Genomic DNA, 16,584 nt, shown 5'->3' with positions numbered 1-16,584 from the left:
ATCCACTTTTCGGATAGCAATATACCTTTATGCGAAGACTTTGGTATATCCAGAGAGGGTGTGGATGCGGCTGGCGATTGTCGGAAAAGGGGCCATCGCGGGCTTTGTAACCGCCGCCGTGGCACAGCGGCCTGACCTGCACCTGGTGGCCCGCGTGCTCCGGCAGGCCGAGGGTGCGGCGGTCGCGGATGTGGCCGATCTTCCGCCGGTTGACCTCCTGATCGATTGCGCGGGCCACGCCGGTCTGGCGCAGCACGGGCCCGCCGCTCTGGCCCTCGGTATCGACGTGTTGACCCTGTCGCTCGGGGCGCTGGCCGATGACGCGCTGAGGGTGGAGTTGGAGGGCGCCGCGCGTAATGGCATGGCACAGCTGCACCTGGCGTCGGGTGCCATCGGCGCGCTGGATGCGCTGCGGGCGGGCGCGATCGGCGGGCTGCGCGCGGTGACGTACACCGGACGCAAACCGCCCGCAGGTTGGCGTGGCTCCCCGGCGGAGGATCGGCTTGATCTCGACCGGCTGACCACGGCCGCCACCCATTTCACCGGCACCGCGCGCGCCGCCGCGCTGGCCTATCCGAAAAACGCCAATGTCGCCGCCGCCGTGGCGCTGGCCGGGGCCGGGTTCGACGCCACGCAGGTCGCGCTGATCGCCGATCCCGACGCGCCCGGCAACGTCCATGACATCCGCGCCGAAGGGGCCTTCGGGACGCTGAATTTCTCCATCACCGGGGCCAGTCTGCCGGACAATCCACGCTCATCCGCGCTGGCGGCGATGTCGGCAGTCGCGGCGCTGTCGCAGGCCGCCGCCCCGATCCGGTTCGCCTGAGATGGGGCGTCTTTACAACCGGGCGCTGCAGCGGCTGAAGCTGCGCCAACTCAGCCTGCTGGTCGCGGTCGGCCAGCTTGGCAACATCCAGGCCGCTGCGCAGGCAGAGAACATCAGCCAACCCGCCGCGACCCGCATGATCAAGGAGTTGGAGGCCGATTTCGACACCATCCTGTTCGAGCGCACCAACCGCGGCGCCGTGCCCACCGCCCAGGGTCAGGCCCTGATACGGGCCGCGCAGCTGATTTTCGCGCAGCTTTCCAACGCCGCGCAGGAGATGGAGGACATCACCGAAGGCAACGCGGGGCGCATCGTGGTCGGCACGCTGCTGGCCGGGGCCGCGCAGCTGGTTCCAATGGCGATCCAGCGCGTCATCGGCGAGCGGCCCAACCTGCAGGTCCGCATCATCGAGGGCACCAACGATGCGCTGATGCCCGGCGTGCAATCGGGCGAGATCGACATGGTCGTGGGCCGCCTGCCGCACCACCGTCACCGCAAGGGCCTGATCCAGGTGCCGCTGATCGAGGACGAGGTCGTGCTTGTGGTGAGCCGCGCGCATCCGCTGGCCGGGCGACCGGGGCTGGAGTTCGACGACCTGCGCCCCTTCGGCTGGGTCCTGCCCCCGCCCGAGACGACCTTGCGTCGGCAGATTGACGAGGTCTTCGTCGAAGCCGGGCAATACCAGCCACCCAAGATCGTCGAAAGCGTCAACTACCTGAGCAATCGGACACTTCTGGGCTTTGGTGAGCTGATCGGCCTCGTGCCCCGCGCGGTCGCCGCACTCGACATGGCGACCAACGTTCTGGCCCGGCTGGACTACGCCCTGCCCTTCGGGTCAGGCCCTGTCGGCGTGACCTATCGCGGCGAGGATCAGATGTCGCCCGCGGCCCTGCTGTTCCTCTTGGCGCTGCAAGAGGAAGCAGCCATGTTGCGCCGCGCCGCCGCAGGCTAGGACCGCTTCACCCAATCAGCGCCGTTGACAGGATCGGCGCATAGCTCAGCAGGATCAAAACCAGCGCCACAGCAATCAGGAACGGCCAAAGCTGACGCAAGATGCGACCCGTCGGCGTCTCACCCATCGCACTCGCAATATAAAGCCCCACGCCCACCGGCGGCGTCAGCAGCCCAAGCACCAAGTTGAGCGAGATCACCACCCCGAATTGGTACGGGCTGATCCCGTAGCTTTCGATGGCAATCGGCAACAGGATCGGTGTCACCAGAATGATCGCGGCAATCCCGTCGATCACCATGCCGACGAACAGCAAAACAACGTTAACGATCAGCAGAAACAGGAACGGATTTTCCGTGATCGTGGTGATCAGCTCGGCCAACCTTTGCGGCACGGCCTCGTAGATGATCACCCATCCGAACACATTCGCCGCCGCAATCATGAAGATGATCAACGCCGCATTCATCGCCGTGCGCTTGAACATATCGAACAGCTTTCGCGGCTCCAGCTCCCGATAAAGCAGCCAACCCAGCGCAAATGCCACAACGCTTGCGACCGCAGCACTTTCCGTGGGCGTCGCAACCCCACCGATGATCCCCCCGATGATCGCCGCCGGGATCAGCATCGCAGGCAGCGCATAAAGCAGCGCCTTGCCGGCCTGCGACGCGGTTAACCAATCGCCCTTGGGGAACTGCTGTTTCAACCCGATCAGCGCGATCACAATGGCGAAACACACCGCCAGGATCAGGCCCGGAATGATCCCCGCCAGGAACATGTCGCCAATCGGCACCTGCGCCAGAACCCCGTAGATCACGAACAACATCGAGGGCGGGATCACCGGCGCCAGCAAGCCCCCCGCCGCCGTCGTTGCCGCCGCGAAGCCACGGTCATAACCCTCGTCCTCCATCGCGGGCACCATCGCACGGCTCATCACCGCGATCTGCGCCGCCGCCGAACCGACGATGGCTGCCATGAACATGTTCGCCAGCAGGTTGATATAGGCCAGCCCGCCGCGAAACCCGCCCACAAACACCCGCGCCGCGTTGATCAACCGGCGCGTCATGCCGCCCTCGTTCATCAACTCACCCGTCAGCATGAACAGCGGAATGGCCAGCAATCCGTAAGCCTCCACGCCCGAAAACATCCGCTGCGCGAAACTGTCGTAGAGGATCGTGTTGTCACTTTCCCAGATGTACCACATCGCCGTCAGCGCCAGCACCACCGCCACCGGAACCGCCAGCAACAGCTTCGCGAAAAACAGCGCAGGCGTCATGTCGCGATCTCCGCCCCTTGGGTCTTGGGCGGCGCAAAGTTCAAAAGATGCGCCGTCGCGTGCAGCAACACGCCGCCCGAGAAGATCGGCATCACCAGCCAGATGATCCATTTCTCCAGGCCAAGCGTGCTCGTCGGTTCCGCGTAGATGAAGTTGAACGTGGATCCCTGGAACGCCATCACGTCAAAGCCGTTCCGCGCCAGCGCCCATGGGTTGAACCAGCGCCAGCAGAACCACACCATCGCCACCGCGAAGACAAATACCGCCAGATCGACCAGTTTCGCGGCCACTCTCTGTCCGCTGGACGGCAGGACATCGGTCAGGATCGTGATCGCCACCTGTTGGCGCATCGCAATCGCCGCCGACGCGCCCAGGAAGGTCATCCACACCATCGTGTAGATCGCCGCCTCATCCACCCAGTAGATCGGCGCGCCCGCCGTCCGGGTCACGACGTTGAGCAGGATCAACACCATCACCCCCACCGCCAGAATGGCGGCGGCGGCCAATTCGACACGTGCCCAAGCATTGGAGATTTTTTTTAACATCAATGACTTAAGCCCCGCAGCACGCGTACTGCCGGGCGAAACGCTTATTGACGGGTCGCTTCGGCGACACCACGCAGCGTTTCCAACGCCTCGCCCGCGCGCTCTTCCCAGATGCCTTCCCATTCGGCCACCGCATCGCCGAAAAAGTCGCGGTCGGCATCGATATAGGTCACGTCAAAGCCGCGGATCTCGTCCTGCCAGCCGTTGTCCCGCTCGACATAGGTGCTCAGAACACCGTCGACGGCCGCGCCCATATGCTCGGAAATCAGCGCGCGATCTTCCTCCGACAGACCGGCCCAGACCCGCGCCGAGACCAGCCCAACCATCGGGAACATCATGTGATTGGTGCGCAGCATCGTGTCAGCATGCTCGTGGTAGCGCAGCAGCACGATCAACTCGGCATCCATGTCGATCCCGTCGACCTGCCCGTTGGCCAACGCATCAAACACCGCCGGAAGCGGCATCGGCGTGGGTGCGGCCCCAATCGCATTGTAGAAGTCGAGATTGGCCTCGAACGGCGTGATCCGGATCTTCTGGCCCGCAAGGCCGCCCGCGTCCGTGACACCGCCGCTCGTCAGGATATGCCGCATCCCCGCCGAGCCGTATCCAAGCCCCACGACACCCAGCGCGCCGGGCAGTTGATCCAGCATCGCCCGCGCCTCATCCGAGCGCAGGATGCGCGCCGCATGCGCCATGTCATCGGCCAGGAACGGCTGGTAGAAGGCGCCAAAATCCGTGGCGCGGTTGGAAATCTCGGCCACCGTCATGAACGCCATGTCGAGCGCGCCCGATTGCAGCTGCTGCAACATGTCCGCCTCGTTGCCCAATTGCCGCGCGGGGAAAACCGTCACCGTGTGCGCGCCGCCCGATGCCTCGTTCAGCGCCGCGCCGAAGTCCTCGGCGGCCAGCGTCCAGACATGCGGCGGCGGTGTGATCAGGCCGAGGCGGAAATCTTCGGCCTGCGCGGCCCCGGCAAATCCGGTTACAACCATGGCCGCAGAGGCCATCCATGCGTTGAAACGCTTCATGTTATCTCTCCCTGTTTGCCCGCGGTCCCTTGCGCGCCGGGGCGTGTTTTTGGTTCATTTGCGCAAAGCCTAGCCGGATTTCGGCCCGCCGCGCAACGCTTTGCCCGTCAAAGCGTCACCCAGCCCTCGGGCGGCTCCTTGCCAGGATGCACCTCGCCGCAAGCGCCACAGGTCCGCGCCTCTTCCGAGGCGTAGAACGCCGCATAAACCGGTGGCAGATCATCAACGATCGACGTCAGATGCAGCTCCGCGCGATGCACCAGCGCGCCGCAATTGAAGCAATACCATTCGATCGCATCCACCGCCCCCTCGGGCCGTTTCGGCTCGATCACGAGGCCCACGGACCCCTCCATCGGGCGCTGCGGCGAGTGACGCACATGCGGCGGCAGCAGAAAGACCTCGCCCTCGCGGATCGGCACGTCATAGAACTCGTCGCCGTCGTAGAGCTTGAGCACCATGTCGCCTTCCAGCTGGTAAAAGAACTCCTCAACCGGATCGTCGTGGTAATCGGTGCGCTTGTTCGGCCCGCCCACAACCGTGACCATGATGTCGCTGTCCTCGAACACCATCTTGTTGCCCACCGGCGGCTTGAGAAGATGCCGATGGTCGTCGATCCAGGCTTTGAAATTGAAGGCCGCCAGCCGTCCCATCGTGTCACTCCCGATATCCGTCACAAAGTCGCTCGCCGCTCAGTTTGCCCCGCTTTGGTATAACCGCAAGGGTCGATTTCGGCATGTGCTATCCAGAAAGCGGATATCAGAGGCCCGGCTCTAAAGATTGGCAAAATACTCCGTCTGTTCCCAATCCGAGATATGGGCAAGGTAGCGGTCCCATTCGTGCCGCTTGAGCTGGATCAGCCAATCGTGCACCTCCGGCGTCAGGCTCGCGCGCAACGTCTCCGATGCCGCAAAGGCCCCAATCGCTTCCCCAAGGGACGCCGGAAGCGCCGGAGCCTCCCCGCCATCGGGCCCACCATAGGGGTCATCCATTTCCGGCGGCGGATCCTGCGCCGCGTCCAACCCTGCAAGCCCCGCGATCAATTGCGCGGCCAGCGCCAGATAGGGGTTCGCCGCAGAATCCGGCAGCCGGTTTTCCACCCGCCCGTCCAGCGCCCGCACCATCGCGCCGCGGTTGTCCCGCGCCCACCCCACGCGCGTCGGCGCCAGTTGATACGGGGTGAACCGCTTGTAGGAATTGACCGTCGGATTGGTCAGAAGCGCGCAGGCCGGACCATGGCGCAGCAGCCCCGCGATCCAATGCGGCGCATTGAAGTCCGGGGACAGGCTTTGATGGATATGCCAGCCATTGGCCACCGCATTGGGCAGCGCGGGCTTCGGCATGAAACTGGCGAGCATCCCGTGGCGATGGCTCAACGCCTTGGCGAGCATGCGGAAATTGACCGCTTGTTCGGCCACCTGCGACGGCGGGCCCGGCGCAAACGTCACCTCATATTGCGACGGCCCCATCTCCACCTCGACCGAGCGCACGTCGATCCCCATCTCTTCCGCCCCGCGCCGCAACCGGTCAAGCATCGGCTCCACCTCCGCGTATCGCGTCTCGGTCAGGTATTGATAACCCTGCGTCGTATTCTCCACCTGAGGCGGCGCGCCCGGCATCGTCGATTGCTCTGGCGCCAGCGACGGGTCGAGCACGCGGAACACCTGAAACTCGATCTCCACGCCCATCGTCGCGCGCAGCCCCTTCTCGGCCAGCGCCTCCTCGCCGCGGCGCAGGATGCCGCGTGCGCAAAACGGGCTCTCGACATCGCAGTGCATCATTGCCGACTGCGGTGACCATGGGATCTTGCGGAACGTCGACGGATCGGGACGCAGCGTGACATCCGATGCCCCCCGCATCGGCGCGTCCTCATCCGCCCAGACCGGGAATGCCGTGCGGTGCGACACGTCCTTCAACAAAAGGGTCGACGGCACGCGCAGACCCTCCGCCAACACCCCCGGCAGGGCGCGCGCCGTCACCGTCTTGCCGCGCAGAACCCCATGCGGATCAGGAAAGACGACGCGGATCGTCTCGATCCCGTCGCGGGCCACCTGCTTGAGAATATCGTCTGCCGTCAAACGCTTGCATCCCACGGACACTGGCCCCGACGCTCCAGATCCGCCGCAACCGAGGCCGCTTGCCAATCCTCGTCCGGCGCAATCGCGTCGTTCGACAGCGGGCCCTTGATCGCCTCCGTCCCACCATTCTGCATCTTCAACCCGCTCGCCTCGCCCGCCTCAACCGCTGCAATCGCGGCGCGCAGCATGCGACGATATTTGATGATGCCCACGTCGGTCTTGCCCAGATGCTCGAACCGCCGATCCTGGATCCGCCCCATCGACTCGACCGCCCATTGGTCATGCACATTGATGTCGAGCCCCATGCCCGTATAGGTCTGCGCGGCCTGTTCATCCGCGTCGTAGCCGTAGTTGTTCCGCGCATTTTTCAGCGGCGCGTAATCCGGCAACCGATGCTCGGCCAACCGCTGATCGCGCATCGTGGCCTTGTCCACCGGCGCCTTGAACGAGGTGAACATCGAATACCAATAACAGGTCTCGTCATCGACAGGCACGTGCCATTGGGTGATCGTCATCTCGCGGCTCATCGGGATGCAAATCGCCTGCGGGAAGACTTGGTTTGTCACGCGCACATGGGTCCGCCCGTCGTCGAGGTGCCGCAACGCCGTCAGCTTCAGGCCATACTCCGTCTCGTCCACCTTGATCTCGGGCCGCGGGTAATCGCGCAGCAGCTTGGTCATGGGGATCTCGGTGTTCCCCGCCTTGTCCCGAAACTGCTTGCCATAGCTGTCGGCGGGGTCTGCATCCTGCAAGAACCGGTGCAGGAAGGACGCATGCGCGGGGTCAATCCCCACCTCCATTGCCTGCAACCAATTGCATTCCCACAGGCCCTTGAAGGCAAACACATGGGTTTCGGGCGCGCGAAAACAGTCGAACTGCGCGAAGGGCGGCGGGTCGCCTTCGCCCATGTAAGTCCATATAATCCCGTTCTTTTCCTGCACCGGATAGCTCACGGCCTTGATCTGCTCGTGCATCCGCGAGCCCTCCGGCTCACCGGGTTGCTCCACGCATTGCCCGGTGCAATCGAAATGCCAGCCATGGAACGGACACCGCAGTCCGTTGTCCTCCAGCCGCCCATAGGCCAGATCCGCGCCGCGATGCGGGCAATGCCGCCCGATCAGGCCAAGCGTGCCCGATTCATCGCGAAACAGGACCAGATCTTCGCCCATCAGGCGGACCGGCACGACCGGTCGCGCGCCCATCAACTCATCGCTCAGCGCCGCCGGTTGCCAGTATTGCCGCAAGACGGCCCCCGCACCGGTCCCCGGCCCGACCCGCGTGATCTGATCGTTCAATTCCTGGCTCATCATCGGCTGGACCCTTTCAACATCTGGGCGCAGCGTCTGCGATCGGTCGGGCGCCTGTCAACGCCCGAACCCATTTCTCGAACCACACAGCTCCGGCCCGGCCTTACGCCGCGCAACCCCGGCTTGCTGTCACGCGGCGCAACCCCGGCTTGCGACCCGCCGGTCCACCGCCTGCAATTGCCCACGCACCAGCGCGATCTCGGTCTCGTGGTCATTGCCCGCCATCGACGAAATCGCGCCATTGCAACTTGAGACCCAAAGTCTCATTACTTGCGGCCACGCTTGGCCATAAGGCCTGCGCGATTTGGCCGTATGGCAATTCCAGTCGCTGCCGGAATAAGGCAGGGTCACGCATACCTATCAAGGGGACGGAACACATGGCACAACCGACATTGGACCTGTCCCCGAAGGTCTCCGACGAAATCCGCAAGACCACCTGCTACATGTGCGCCTGCCGTTGCGGCATCAACGTGCACATGAAAGAAGGAAAAGTTGCCTATATCGAAGGCAACCGCGACCATCCCGTGAACAAGGGTGTGCTCTGTGCCAAGGGCTCGGCCGGCATCATGCAGGTCAACGCGCCCTCCCGCCTGCGCGCGCCGCTGAAACGCGTCGGCCCGCGCGGCTCCGGCGAGTTCGAGGAAATCAGCTGGGACGAAGCCTATGACATCGCGGAAAGCTGGCTGCGCCCGATCCGCGAAGAGGCCCCCGAAAAGCTCGCCTTCTTCACCGGGCGCGACCAAAGCCAAAGCTTTACCTCCTTCTGGGCGCAAAACTTCGGCACGCCGAACTATGCGGCCCACGGCGGCTTCTGCTCGGTCAACATGGCCGCCGCCGGCATCTACACGATGGGCGGCGCGTTCTGGGAATTCGGTCAGCCCGATTGGGATCACACGAAGCTGTTCATGTTGTTTGGTGTGGCGGAAGACCACGACAGCAACCCGATCAAGATGGGTCTGGGCAAGATCAAGGCGCGCGGCGCAAAGGTTATCGGCGTTAACCCTATTCGCAGCGGCTATAACGCGGTCGCCGATGAATGGGTCGGCATCACGCCCGGCACGGACGGTTTGTTCATTCTCGCCCTCGTGCATTGCCTGATGAAGGCGGGCAAGATCGACCTCGATTACCTCGCGCGGTGGACCAATGCGCCGGTGCTCGTCAACAAGGACACCGGCCTTTTGGTCCGCGACAAGGATGGCAAGGAACTGGTCATCGATCGCAAGACCGGCAAGCCCACCGCCTTCGATGCGAAGGGCGTGCAGCCCGACCTGTCGGCCACCCACCCCGACGGCCACAAGCCCGTTCTGCACCACATGGCCGAGCGCTATCTTTCCGACGACTACGCCCCCGAGGCCGTCGCAGAACGCTGCGGGATCGAGGCCAGCCGCATCCGCGCCATCGCCGCCGAACTGGCCCGCGTGGCGTTTGAGGAAAGCTTCGAGCTTCCCATCGAATGGACCGATTTCCGCGGCGAAACGCACAACACCATGACCGCGCGCCCGGTCTCCATGCACGCGATGCGCGGCATCTCGGCCCATGCCAACGGGTTCCAGACCGCCCGCGCGCTGCACGTGTTGCAGATCATGCTCGGCACGGTCGAGGCGCCCGGCGGCTTTCGCTTCAAGCCGCCCTACCCCAAGCCGTCGAAAATTCACCCCAAGCCCCATTGCAAGGTCACGCCGGGCCAGCCGCTCGACGGCCCGCACCTGGGCTTCACCCACGGCCCCGAAGACCTCGCGCTGCGCGAAGACGGCACGCCCGCGCGCATCGACAAGGCCTACACTTGGGAAAACCCGATGTCCGCCCACGGGTTGATGCATATGGTGATTTCCAACGCCTACGCCGGCGATCCCTACAAGATCGACACGCTGTTCATGTATATGGCGAACATGTCGTGGAACTCGTCGATGAACACGACCGGCGTCATGCAGATGCTCACCGACGAGGATGATGAAACCGGCGAATACGTTATCCCGCATATCATCTATTCCGATGCCTACAGCTCGGAAATGGTGGCCTATGCCGACCTGATCCTGCCCGACACGACCTACCTAGAGCGCCACGATTGTATCTCGCTGCTCGACCGCCCGATCTGCGAGGCCGATGGCCTGGCCGATGCGATCCGCTGGCCGGTGGTGGAACCTGACCGCGATGTCAAAGGCTTCCAATCGGCGCTTTGCGATCTGGGCGCGCGGCTTGGCCTGCCGGGCTTCGTGAACGACGATGGCACCCAGAAATACGCCGATTACGGCGATTACATCACCAACCACATCCGCCGCCCCGGCATTGGCCCGCTTGCGGGCTGGCGCGGCAATGGCGATCAGCACGGCCGCGGTGAAGCCAACCCGAACCAGCTTGACCGCTACATCGAGAACGGTGGCTTTTTCGTCAGCCACGTCCCCGACGGCGCGCAATACATGAAGCCCTGGAACACCGCCTATCAGGATTGGGCCGTCGAGATGGGCCTTTACGACGCGCCGCAACCCTATCTGTTCACCCTCTATGTAGAGCCAATGCAGAAATTCCGTCGTGCCGCGCAAGGCCATGGCCCGATCCAGCCGCCCGAACATCTGCGCGCGCAAGTCGCTGAAAACATGGACCCGCTGCCGTTCTGGTCCGACCCCGCGCCTGCGAACCACGGCGACGCCTACCCGATCACCGCGCTGACGCAGCGCCCGATGGCGATGTACCATTCCTGGGGCACGCAGAACGCCTGGCTGCGGCAACTACACGGTCACAACCCGCTGTATTTGCCCACAAAACTGATGCGCGAAAACGACCTGAAAGACGGCGACTGGGCCCGCGTCACCTCGCCCCACGGCACCATCACCGTGCCCGTGATGGAGATGGCAGCGCTCAACGAAAAGACGGTCTGGACGTGGAACGCCATCGGCAAGCGCAAGGGCGCCTGGGCGCTCGACAAAGACGCCCCCGAAGCGACCAAAGGATTCCTCTTGAACCACCTGATCCACGAGTTGCTGCCGCCCAAGGGCGATGGCCACCGCTGGACAAATTCCGATCCCATTACCGGCCAGGCCGCATGGTTCGACCTCAAGGTCCGCATCGAGAAAGCGCCTGCGCAAACGGAATCCCAACCCAGCCATCCGCCGATCAAATCCCCGGTCGGCAAAGGCCCCAAAGACCTCGCCTGGAAGGTGGGCCAATGAACACTCCAAACGCGCAACCCGCCCCTCTTTGCTTTCCAAATACCTCGGGGGGGTCCGCAGGACGGGGGCAGCGCCCCCATGCCCCCCTTTCAGCCAGGCCGCACTCATGACCCAGCTTCCCACCTCGACCAAAAAGAAACTCGGCCTAGTCATCGACCTCGACACCTGCGTCGGCTGCCACGCCTGCGTGATCTCCTGTAAAGGCTGGAACACCGAGAATTACGGCGCGCCGCTCTCGGATCAGGACGCCTACGGCGCCGACCCAACCGGCACCTTCCTCAACCGTGTGCACTCCTATTCCGTGCAACCGCTCGCGACCTCCGCCAAGCCGCACCCCGCCGCGCAAACCATCCACTTCCCCAAGTCCTGCCTGCATTGCGAAGACGCCCCCTGCGTCACCGTTTGCCCCACCGGCGCGTCCTACAAGCGCGAAGAGGACGGCATCGTCTTGGTCAACGAAAAGGATTGCATCGGCTGCGGTCTGTGCGCGTGGGCCTGCCCCTACGGCGCGCGCGAGCTGGATCAGGACGAAGGCGTGATGAAGAAATGCACCCTCTGCGTCGACCGCATCTATAATGAAAACCTGCCCGAGGAAGACCGCGAACCGGCCTGCGTGCGCACTTGCCCGGCGGGCGCGCGCCATTTCGGCGATTTCGCCGACCCCGACAGCCACGTCTCGCGCCTGAGCGCCGAGCGCGGCGGCATCGACCTGATGCCCGAACAGGGCACCAAGCCCGTGAACCAATACCTGCCGCCGCGGCCCAAGGATGACCTGCCCGAGTTCGACGTCCTCGCCCCCTATCTGGAGCCCGTGGCCGAAAACCCCGGTGGCTTCATCGGCTGGCTCGACAAGGCCCTCGACAAGATCCCTGGAAAGAGCGCGTAACATGCATCCCGCCCCCTCTGTCATCATCTTCACCACGCTTTCGGGGCTCGGCTTCGGCCTCCTGACCTTCCTGGGTCTGGGCCTGCCAGATGTTACCGGCATGACCGCATTTTGGTTCTTCGTGATCGGCTATGTGCTGGCCGTGGGCGGCCTGATGGCCTCCACCTTCCACCTCGGCCACCCAGAACGCGCGTGGAAAGCCTTCAGCCAATGGCGCTCAAGCTGGCTGTCGCGCGAAGGCATCTGCGCCGTCGCGGCGCTTCTGGTGATGGCGCTTTTCGGCGCGGGCCTCGTCTTCTTCTCCGCCGTCTGGCAACCCCTGGGCTACCTCGGCGCAGCGCTGTCGCTCGGCACCGTCTTCACCACCTCGATGATCTACGCGCAGATGAAGACCGTCCCGCGCTGGCACATGCCTTGGACGCCTGCGAAGTTCCTGACGCTGTCGCTTGCGGGCGGCGCGCTTCTGGCCGGTCAGATCACGCTGGCCGTCATCCTTCTCGTCCTCGCAGGCGCCATCACGCTGGCCACCTGGATCATCGGCGACGGGGCGTTTGCGCGCTCCGGCACCGATATGGAAACCGCCACCGGTCTGGGCCGCATCGGCACGGTCAGCGCGTTCGAGCCGCCCCATACCGGCACCAATTACCTGCTGCGCGAATTCGTCCACGTCGTGGGCCGCAAACATAGCCTCAAACTCCGCCTCATCGCGGGTCTGCTGGCCTTTGTGCTGCCAGTGCTGATCCTGCTTCTCCTGCCGTTCAGCCACGCGCTGGCCCTCGTCGCGATCCTCAGCCACGTCGCAGGTGTCGCCACCGCCCGCTGGCTCTTCTTCGCCGAGGCCGAACACGTCGTGGGCCTCTACTACGGCAAGCGCTAGGCCCATGGCCGCGTCCTTCACCTTCACCCACGCCATCTGCCGCACCCCCTCGATCAGCAGCGTCGATGGCCTGCGCGCGGTCGACACCGGCGCGCCCGATCTCGCCACCTTCCGCGCCCACCATGCCGATTACGTCGCCGCCCTGCGCGCCACCGGGGCGAACGTTACCCTGCTCGATGCGCTCGAAGACTTCCCCGACAGCACCTTTGTTGAGGACGCCGCCCTCTGCCTGCCGAAAGGCGCCGTGATCATGCGCCCCGGCGCGCCAAGCCGTCTGGGCGAGGCCGCCGCGATCCGCCCCGCGATCGAAGCCGCCTACGGTCCGCACATGCGCCAGATCTCCGGCCCCGGCCATATCGAAGGCGGCGATATCCTTGTCACCGAACGCGAGATCCTCGTGGGCAAATCCGCCCGTACCGATGCCGCTGGCGTCTGGGAACTGCGCGCCATCGTTTCCGATTGGGGATACACGCTGCGCGAGCTGCAAACGCCCCCCGACGTTCTGCATTTCAAGACCGATTGCAGCCTTCTGGATGCCGACACGATCCTCACCACCCGCCGCCTCGCCGCCTCCGGCTGCTTTGACGGCTACGACCTGATCTACACCGAAGACGGTGAAGACGCATCCGCCAACGCCATCCGCTTCAACGATGCGGTGCTGTTTCCCGCGGGCTTCCCGCGCACCGCAGCGGCGCTCGACCGTGCGGGCTACAACGTGGTCGAGATCGGCAATTCCGAGGCCGCCAAACTCGACGGCGGCATGTCCTGCCTGTCGCTGCGCTTCTCGCCGCCCACCTGACGCAACCTCCCGCCCCCACGGCGCGCGCCCGTCCATTGCCCCCGTCCATCGCCCCCCGTCCATTGCCCATCGCCCACTGCCCCGATATTGCCGCAAAATTTCCTTTGCGATTCCCGCCGCGCACCCCACCTATAAGCGCAACCTCAACCCGTCCCTTACAGGAGCAGACCCTATGCGCGCCCTTCCCTTTGCCCTTGCCCTCGCCCTCACGCCCCTCACCACAACGGCCCAATCGACCGAAGACCTCGCTCGCGAATACGCCGCCCTTCCCGCCGTGCAGGAAATGACCGCCGCGATGTTCTCGCCCGAGGCCTCCGCCGCGCAGATCGCCGCCACCCTGCCCCCCGGCGTCGAGCTCTCCGAGAGCCAATTGACCGATCTCGGCAACCTGCTCTCCGAAGAGCTGACCGGCTTTCAACCCCGGCTTGAGGCGCTGATGATCGACGCCATGTCCGAGACCTTCACCACCGAGGAACTCAGCGCCATGATAGAGTTCTATTCCTCCGACGTGGGCCGCTCGATCCTGGTGCAGACCCAGCCGATGTTCACCGCGATCATGGCCGACCTCGCCCCCGAAATGCAGGCCCGCATGATGGGTCGGCAGGCCGAAATCATGGCCATCATCATGGGCCAGTAAACGGGGGCCAATCCCCCTTCCCGCCCCCTCACAAATAGTGGAAGAAATTCAATTGGTGACCGGCCAGATCGGTCACCGTAAACCGCCGCAGGCCCAAAGGAGTATCGGCCAGCCGCCCGGTCATCGGCGCCCCCCGCGCCACCAGATCGGCATGGACCACATCCACATCCGGGCAAAAGATCCACACTTCATTGCGCTGGATCTTCCCCCTCGATCTCCGGCAAGAACACCGCTGCCTCACCATGGGGCACGCCGCCGATGCGCCCACCCTTATTGTGCCACCGCACCTCGAACCCCAGGCGATCCCGATACCATCCCTGCGCTTCGACAACCGACGGCACGGGCAGCGCGACAAAGGGTTGCGAGAACTTGATCATCCGCCAACCCTACCACAGCGCCGCAAAGGTGGCACTCATCCGCACCAAGCCTGCGCCGCGACCGACGGCTTTAAGCCCAATCAAACAATTGCTGCTTTCGGCTCGAAGGGCTGCGATGCAAGGCCGAGCCTTAGGATCACCTAAACGGCGACCCAACCGGCAAATGCATTTCGCGCGCGACGTTGCAAGATTTTTCCGTGTCATGCTCCGACAACCTGCTAGGCTCGCAAAACCAATCCAATGCGCCCCCATTCAAAGGCTATGCACATGAGCTTCGAAAGTCCTCTCCCCCCGGTCGATCTACTCAACCTGTCGGTCACCGAACGGGTGTTTCAGGGGTTGGAGGCACGCGCGGACAAGAGGGTCATGATCGACGGCATCACGCAGCAGGCGGTGACCGGGCGCGACCTTATGGATCGTATCCGGAAGCTTGCGGGCGGATTGACGGCGCGCGGTCAGGGCGCGGGAACTGTGACAGCCTTGATGGCACCGAACTGCATCGATTGGGTGACGGCCTTCCACGGCACGGCCTATGCGGGCGGAACCGTGACCACCGTCAATCCCAGCTACTCTGGCGCCGAGCTGAACAGACAGCTTTTGGACAGTGGCGCGACTTTGCTGATCACCTCGCCCGAGTGCTATAAGACCGCGCAAGCCGGCGCCGAGGGCACAGTCGTGTCCGAGATCATCGTGATGGGAGAGGCGCCAGGCGCCACCTCGCTTGAGGCTCTGATGGGCGATGCGCTGCCCGCCCAGGCCCCCATCGATCCGGAGAAGACCGTGGTTGCGATGCCCTATTCCTCGGGCACGACTGGCCTGCCCAAAGGCGTGTGCCTGACCCACCGCAATCTCGTGGTGAATATCGATCAATGCGTCGCGGCCATGCCTACGATCGCGGCGGGAGCCACCACCATCGCGGTCCTGCCTTTCTTTCACATGTTCGGTCTCACCGTCGTCGCCAATGTCACGCTGGCACAGCAGGGCTGCCTCGTGACCCTGCCGCGTTTTGACCTGCCGCGGTTCCTTGAGCTGATCGAAGAGCACCGCATGCCGTTGCTCTACGTCGTGCCACCCATCATCGTGGGCCTCGCCAAGCACCCGCTGGTCGACGCCCATGATCTGTCCTGCGTGGACACCATCGTTTCCGGCGCTGCGCCGCTCGGAGAAGAGGTCGCGCAAGCGGTCACCGATCGCCTTGGATGTGCAGTTCTGCAAGGCTGGGGCATGACCGAGGTCACAACTGTCGCCACCTGTCAGTTTCCGCACAACAACCGGCCGGGCACCGTCGGCGTCGCCTTTCCCAATTCCGCCGTCCGGATCGTGGATCCCGAGACGGGCGCGGACCAGCCCGTCGACGCCGCGGGCGAGCTTTGGGTCCACGGCCCGCATGTGATGAACGGCTATCTCAACCGCCCCGAAGACAACGCCCAAACGCTGAGCGCGGATGGCTGGCTCAAGACGGGGGACGTGGCCAGCATCGACGCCGACGGCTACGTGACCCTGCATGACCGTCTCAAGGAACTGATCAAGGTCAACGGCTTTCAGGTCGCGCCCGCCGAGATCGAGGCCGTCCTTCTGACCCATCCGGATATCGCCGATGCCGGGGTCGTAGGACGTGCCGACGCGGAGGCCGGGGAACGACCTGTGGCACATATCGTTCTGGCGGCGGATACATCCATGACGGACGAGGCGATCGGGGACTACTTGCGCGACCGGCTGGCCAGCTACAAGGTGCCCGCAGAGGTCCGTTTCGTTGACGCGATCCCCAAATCACCGTCCGGCAAGATTCTGCGCCGCCTCCTGCGCGAGACGGCGTAAGGCCGCAACGCCGCAGCGAC

17 protein-coding genes are annotated in these 16,584 nt (G+C 64.4%); 8 read left to right on the top strand and 9 right to left on the bottom strand.

Annotation, left to right across the window (positions count from 1 at the left end; translation table 11 throughout):
- The first annotated feature begins 64 nt into the window (after positions 1-64).
- Together V8J83_RS00540 and V8J83_RS00535 are read left to right on the top strand one after the other, a co-directional pair.
- Positions 65-826 carry an aspartate dehydrogenase gene (locus V8J83_RS00540; RefSeq protein WP_339982277.1) on the top strand — a complete coding sequence of 254 codons (762 nt, stop codon included), beginning with the start codon at positions 65-67 and terminating at the stop codon, positions 824-826.
- A 1-nt stretch (position 827) separates the two neighbouring features.
- On the top strand, positions 828-1,778 hold the full coding sequence (locus V8J83_RS00535) for a LysR substrate-binding domain-containing protein (protein ID WP_339982274.1): 951 nt from the start codon (positions 828-830) through the stop codon (positions 1,776-1,778).
- Positions 1,779-1,785: 7 nt separating this feature from the next.
- On the opposite strand, the gene V8J83_RS00530 is transcribed toward V8J83_RS00535, so the two are convergent.
- The 7 genes from V8J83_RS00530 to V8J83_RS00500 form a co-directional block, all read right to left on the bottom strand.
- On the bottom strand, positions 1,786-3,048 hold the full coding sequence (locus V8J83_RS00530) for a TRAP transporter large permease (RefSeq protein WP_339982271.1): 1,263 nt from the start codon (positions 3,046-3,048) through the stop codon (positions 1,786-1,788).
- The gene (locus V8J83_RS00525; RefSeq protein WP_339982268.1) at positions 3,045-3,593 is read right to left on the bottom strand and encodes a TRAP transporter small permease; all 549 of its coding nucleotides are present in this window, start codon (positions 3,591-3,593) and stop codon (positions 3,045-3,047) included. The genes V8J83_RS00530 and V8J83_RS00525 overlap by 4 nt, the downstream gene beginning before the upstream one ends.
- A gap of 44 nt (positions 3,594-3,637) precedes the next feature.
- Entirely contained in the window at positions 3,638-4,621 is a 984-nt protein-coding gene (locus tag V8J83_RS00520; RefSeq protein ID WP_339982265.1) for a TRAP transporter substrate-binding protein, read from the bottom strand.
- 107 nt (positions 4,622-4,728) lie between these two features.
- The gene (locus tag V8J83_RS00515) at positions 4,729-5,271 is read right to left on the bottom strand and encodes a 3-hydroxyanthranilate 3,4-dioxygenase (RefSeq protein WP_339985920.1); all 543 of its coding nucleotides are present in this window, start codon (positions 5,269-5,271) and stop codon (positions 4,729-4,731) included.
- 120 nt (positions 5,272-5,391) lie between these two features.
- Positions 5,392-6,696, bottom strand: coding sequence for a glutamine synthetase family protein (locus V8J83_RS00510; protein ID WP_339982262.1), 1,305 nt, complete (start codon positions 6,694-6,696; stop codon positions 5,392-5,394).
- Positions 6,693-8,003 (bottom strand): aromatic ring-hydroxylating dioxygenase subunit alpha, encoded by a 1,311-nt coding sequence (locus tag V8J83_RS00505; RefSeq protein WP_439649744.1) that lies wholly within the window; start codon positions 8,001-8,003, stop codon positions 6,693-6,695. The genes V8J83_RS00510 and V8J83_RS00505 overlap by 4 nt, the downstream gene beginning before the upstream one ends.
- Positions 8,004-8,132: 129 nt before the next feature.
- Positions 8,133-8,270, bottom strand: coding sequence for a hypothetical protein (locus tag V8J83_RS00500; RefSeq protein WP_339982255.1), 138 nt, complete (start codon positions 8,268-8,270; stop codon positions 8,133-8,135).
- 110 nt (positions 8,271-8,380) lie between these two features.
- Here V8J83_RS00500 and V8J83_RS00495 point away from each other — a divergent pair, with 110 nt between their 5' ends.
- From V8J83_RS00495 to V8J83_RS00475, 5 genes are all read left to right on the top strand, one after another.
- Positions 8,381-11,170, top strand: a complete 2,790-nt coding sequence (locus V8J83_RS00495) for a molybdopterin oxidoreductase family protein (protein ID WP_339982253.1) — start codon at positions 8,381-8,383, stop codon at positions 11,168-11,170.
- A gap of 106 nt (positions 11,171-11,276) precedes the next feature.
- A complete protein-coding gene (locus V8J83_RS00490; protein ID WP_339982252.1) occupies positions 11,277-12,056 on the top strand; it encodes a 4Fe-4S dicluster domain-containing protein in 780 nt (259 codons plus the stop codon).
- A 1-nt stretch (position 12,057) separates the two neighbouring features.
- Positions 12,058-12,933, top strand: coding sequence for a dimethyl sulfoxide reductase anchor subunit family protein (locus V8J83_RS00485; protein WP_339982250.1), 876 nt, complete (start codon positions 12,058-12,060; stop codon positions 12,931-12,933).
- 4 nt (positions 12,934-12,937) lie between these two features.
- Positions 12,938-13,732, top strand: a complete 795-nt coding sequence (locus V8J83_RS00480; protein ID WP_339982248.1) for a dimethylarginine dimethylaminohydrolase family protein — start codon at positions 12,938-12,940, stop codon at positions 13,730-13,732.
- Between the two features lie 172 nt (positions 13,733-13,904).
- Positions 13,905-14,369, top strand: coding sequence for a DUF2059 domain-containing protein (locus V8J83_RS00475; protein ID WP_339982245.1), 465 nt, complete (start codon positions 13,905-13,907; stop codon positions 14,367-14,369).
- Between the two features lie 28 nt (positions 14,370-14,397).
- Here the strand turns inward: V8J83_RS00475 and V8J83_RS00470 are convergent, their stop codons facing one another.
- Positions 14,398-14,556 (bottom strand): hypothetical protein, encoded by a 159-nt coding sequence (locus V8J83_RS00470; RefSeq protein WP_339982243.1) that lies wholly within the window; start codon positions 14,554-14,556, stop codon positions 14,398-14,400.
- Position 14,557: 1 nt separating this feature from the next.
- Positions 14,558-14,746 carry a VOC family protein gene (locus V8J83_RS00465; RefSeq protein ID WP_339982241.1) on the bottom strand — a complete coding sequence of 63 codons (189 nt, stop codon included), beginning with the start codon at positions 14,744-14,746 and terminating at the stop codon, positions 14,558-14,560.
- Between the two features lie 267 nt (positions 14,747-15,013).
- Between V8J83_RS00465 and V8J83_RS00460 the strand changes: the two genes are divergently transcribed.
- The gene (locus V8J83_RS00460) at positions 15,014-16,564 is read left to right on the top strand and encodes an acyl--CoA ligase (RefSeq protein ID WP_339982238.1); all 1,551 of its coding nucleotides are present in this window, start codon (positions 15,014-15,016) and stop codon (positions 16,562-16,564) included.
- The last annotated feature ends 20 nt before the right edge of the window (positions 16,565-16,584 follow it).

Source organism: Gymnodinialimonas ulvae, from assembly GCF_037543845.1.
GTDB classification, from domain to species: domain Bacteria; phylum Pseudomonadota; class Alphaproteobacteria; order Rhodobacterales; family Rhodobacteraceae; genus Gymnodinialimonas; species Gymnodinialimonas ulvae.
The sequence above is the reverse complement of the archived record's forward strand: the minus strand, read 5'-3'. Positions and strand labels throughout refer to the sequence as shown.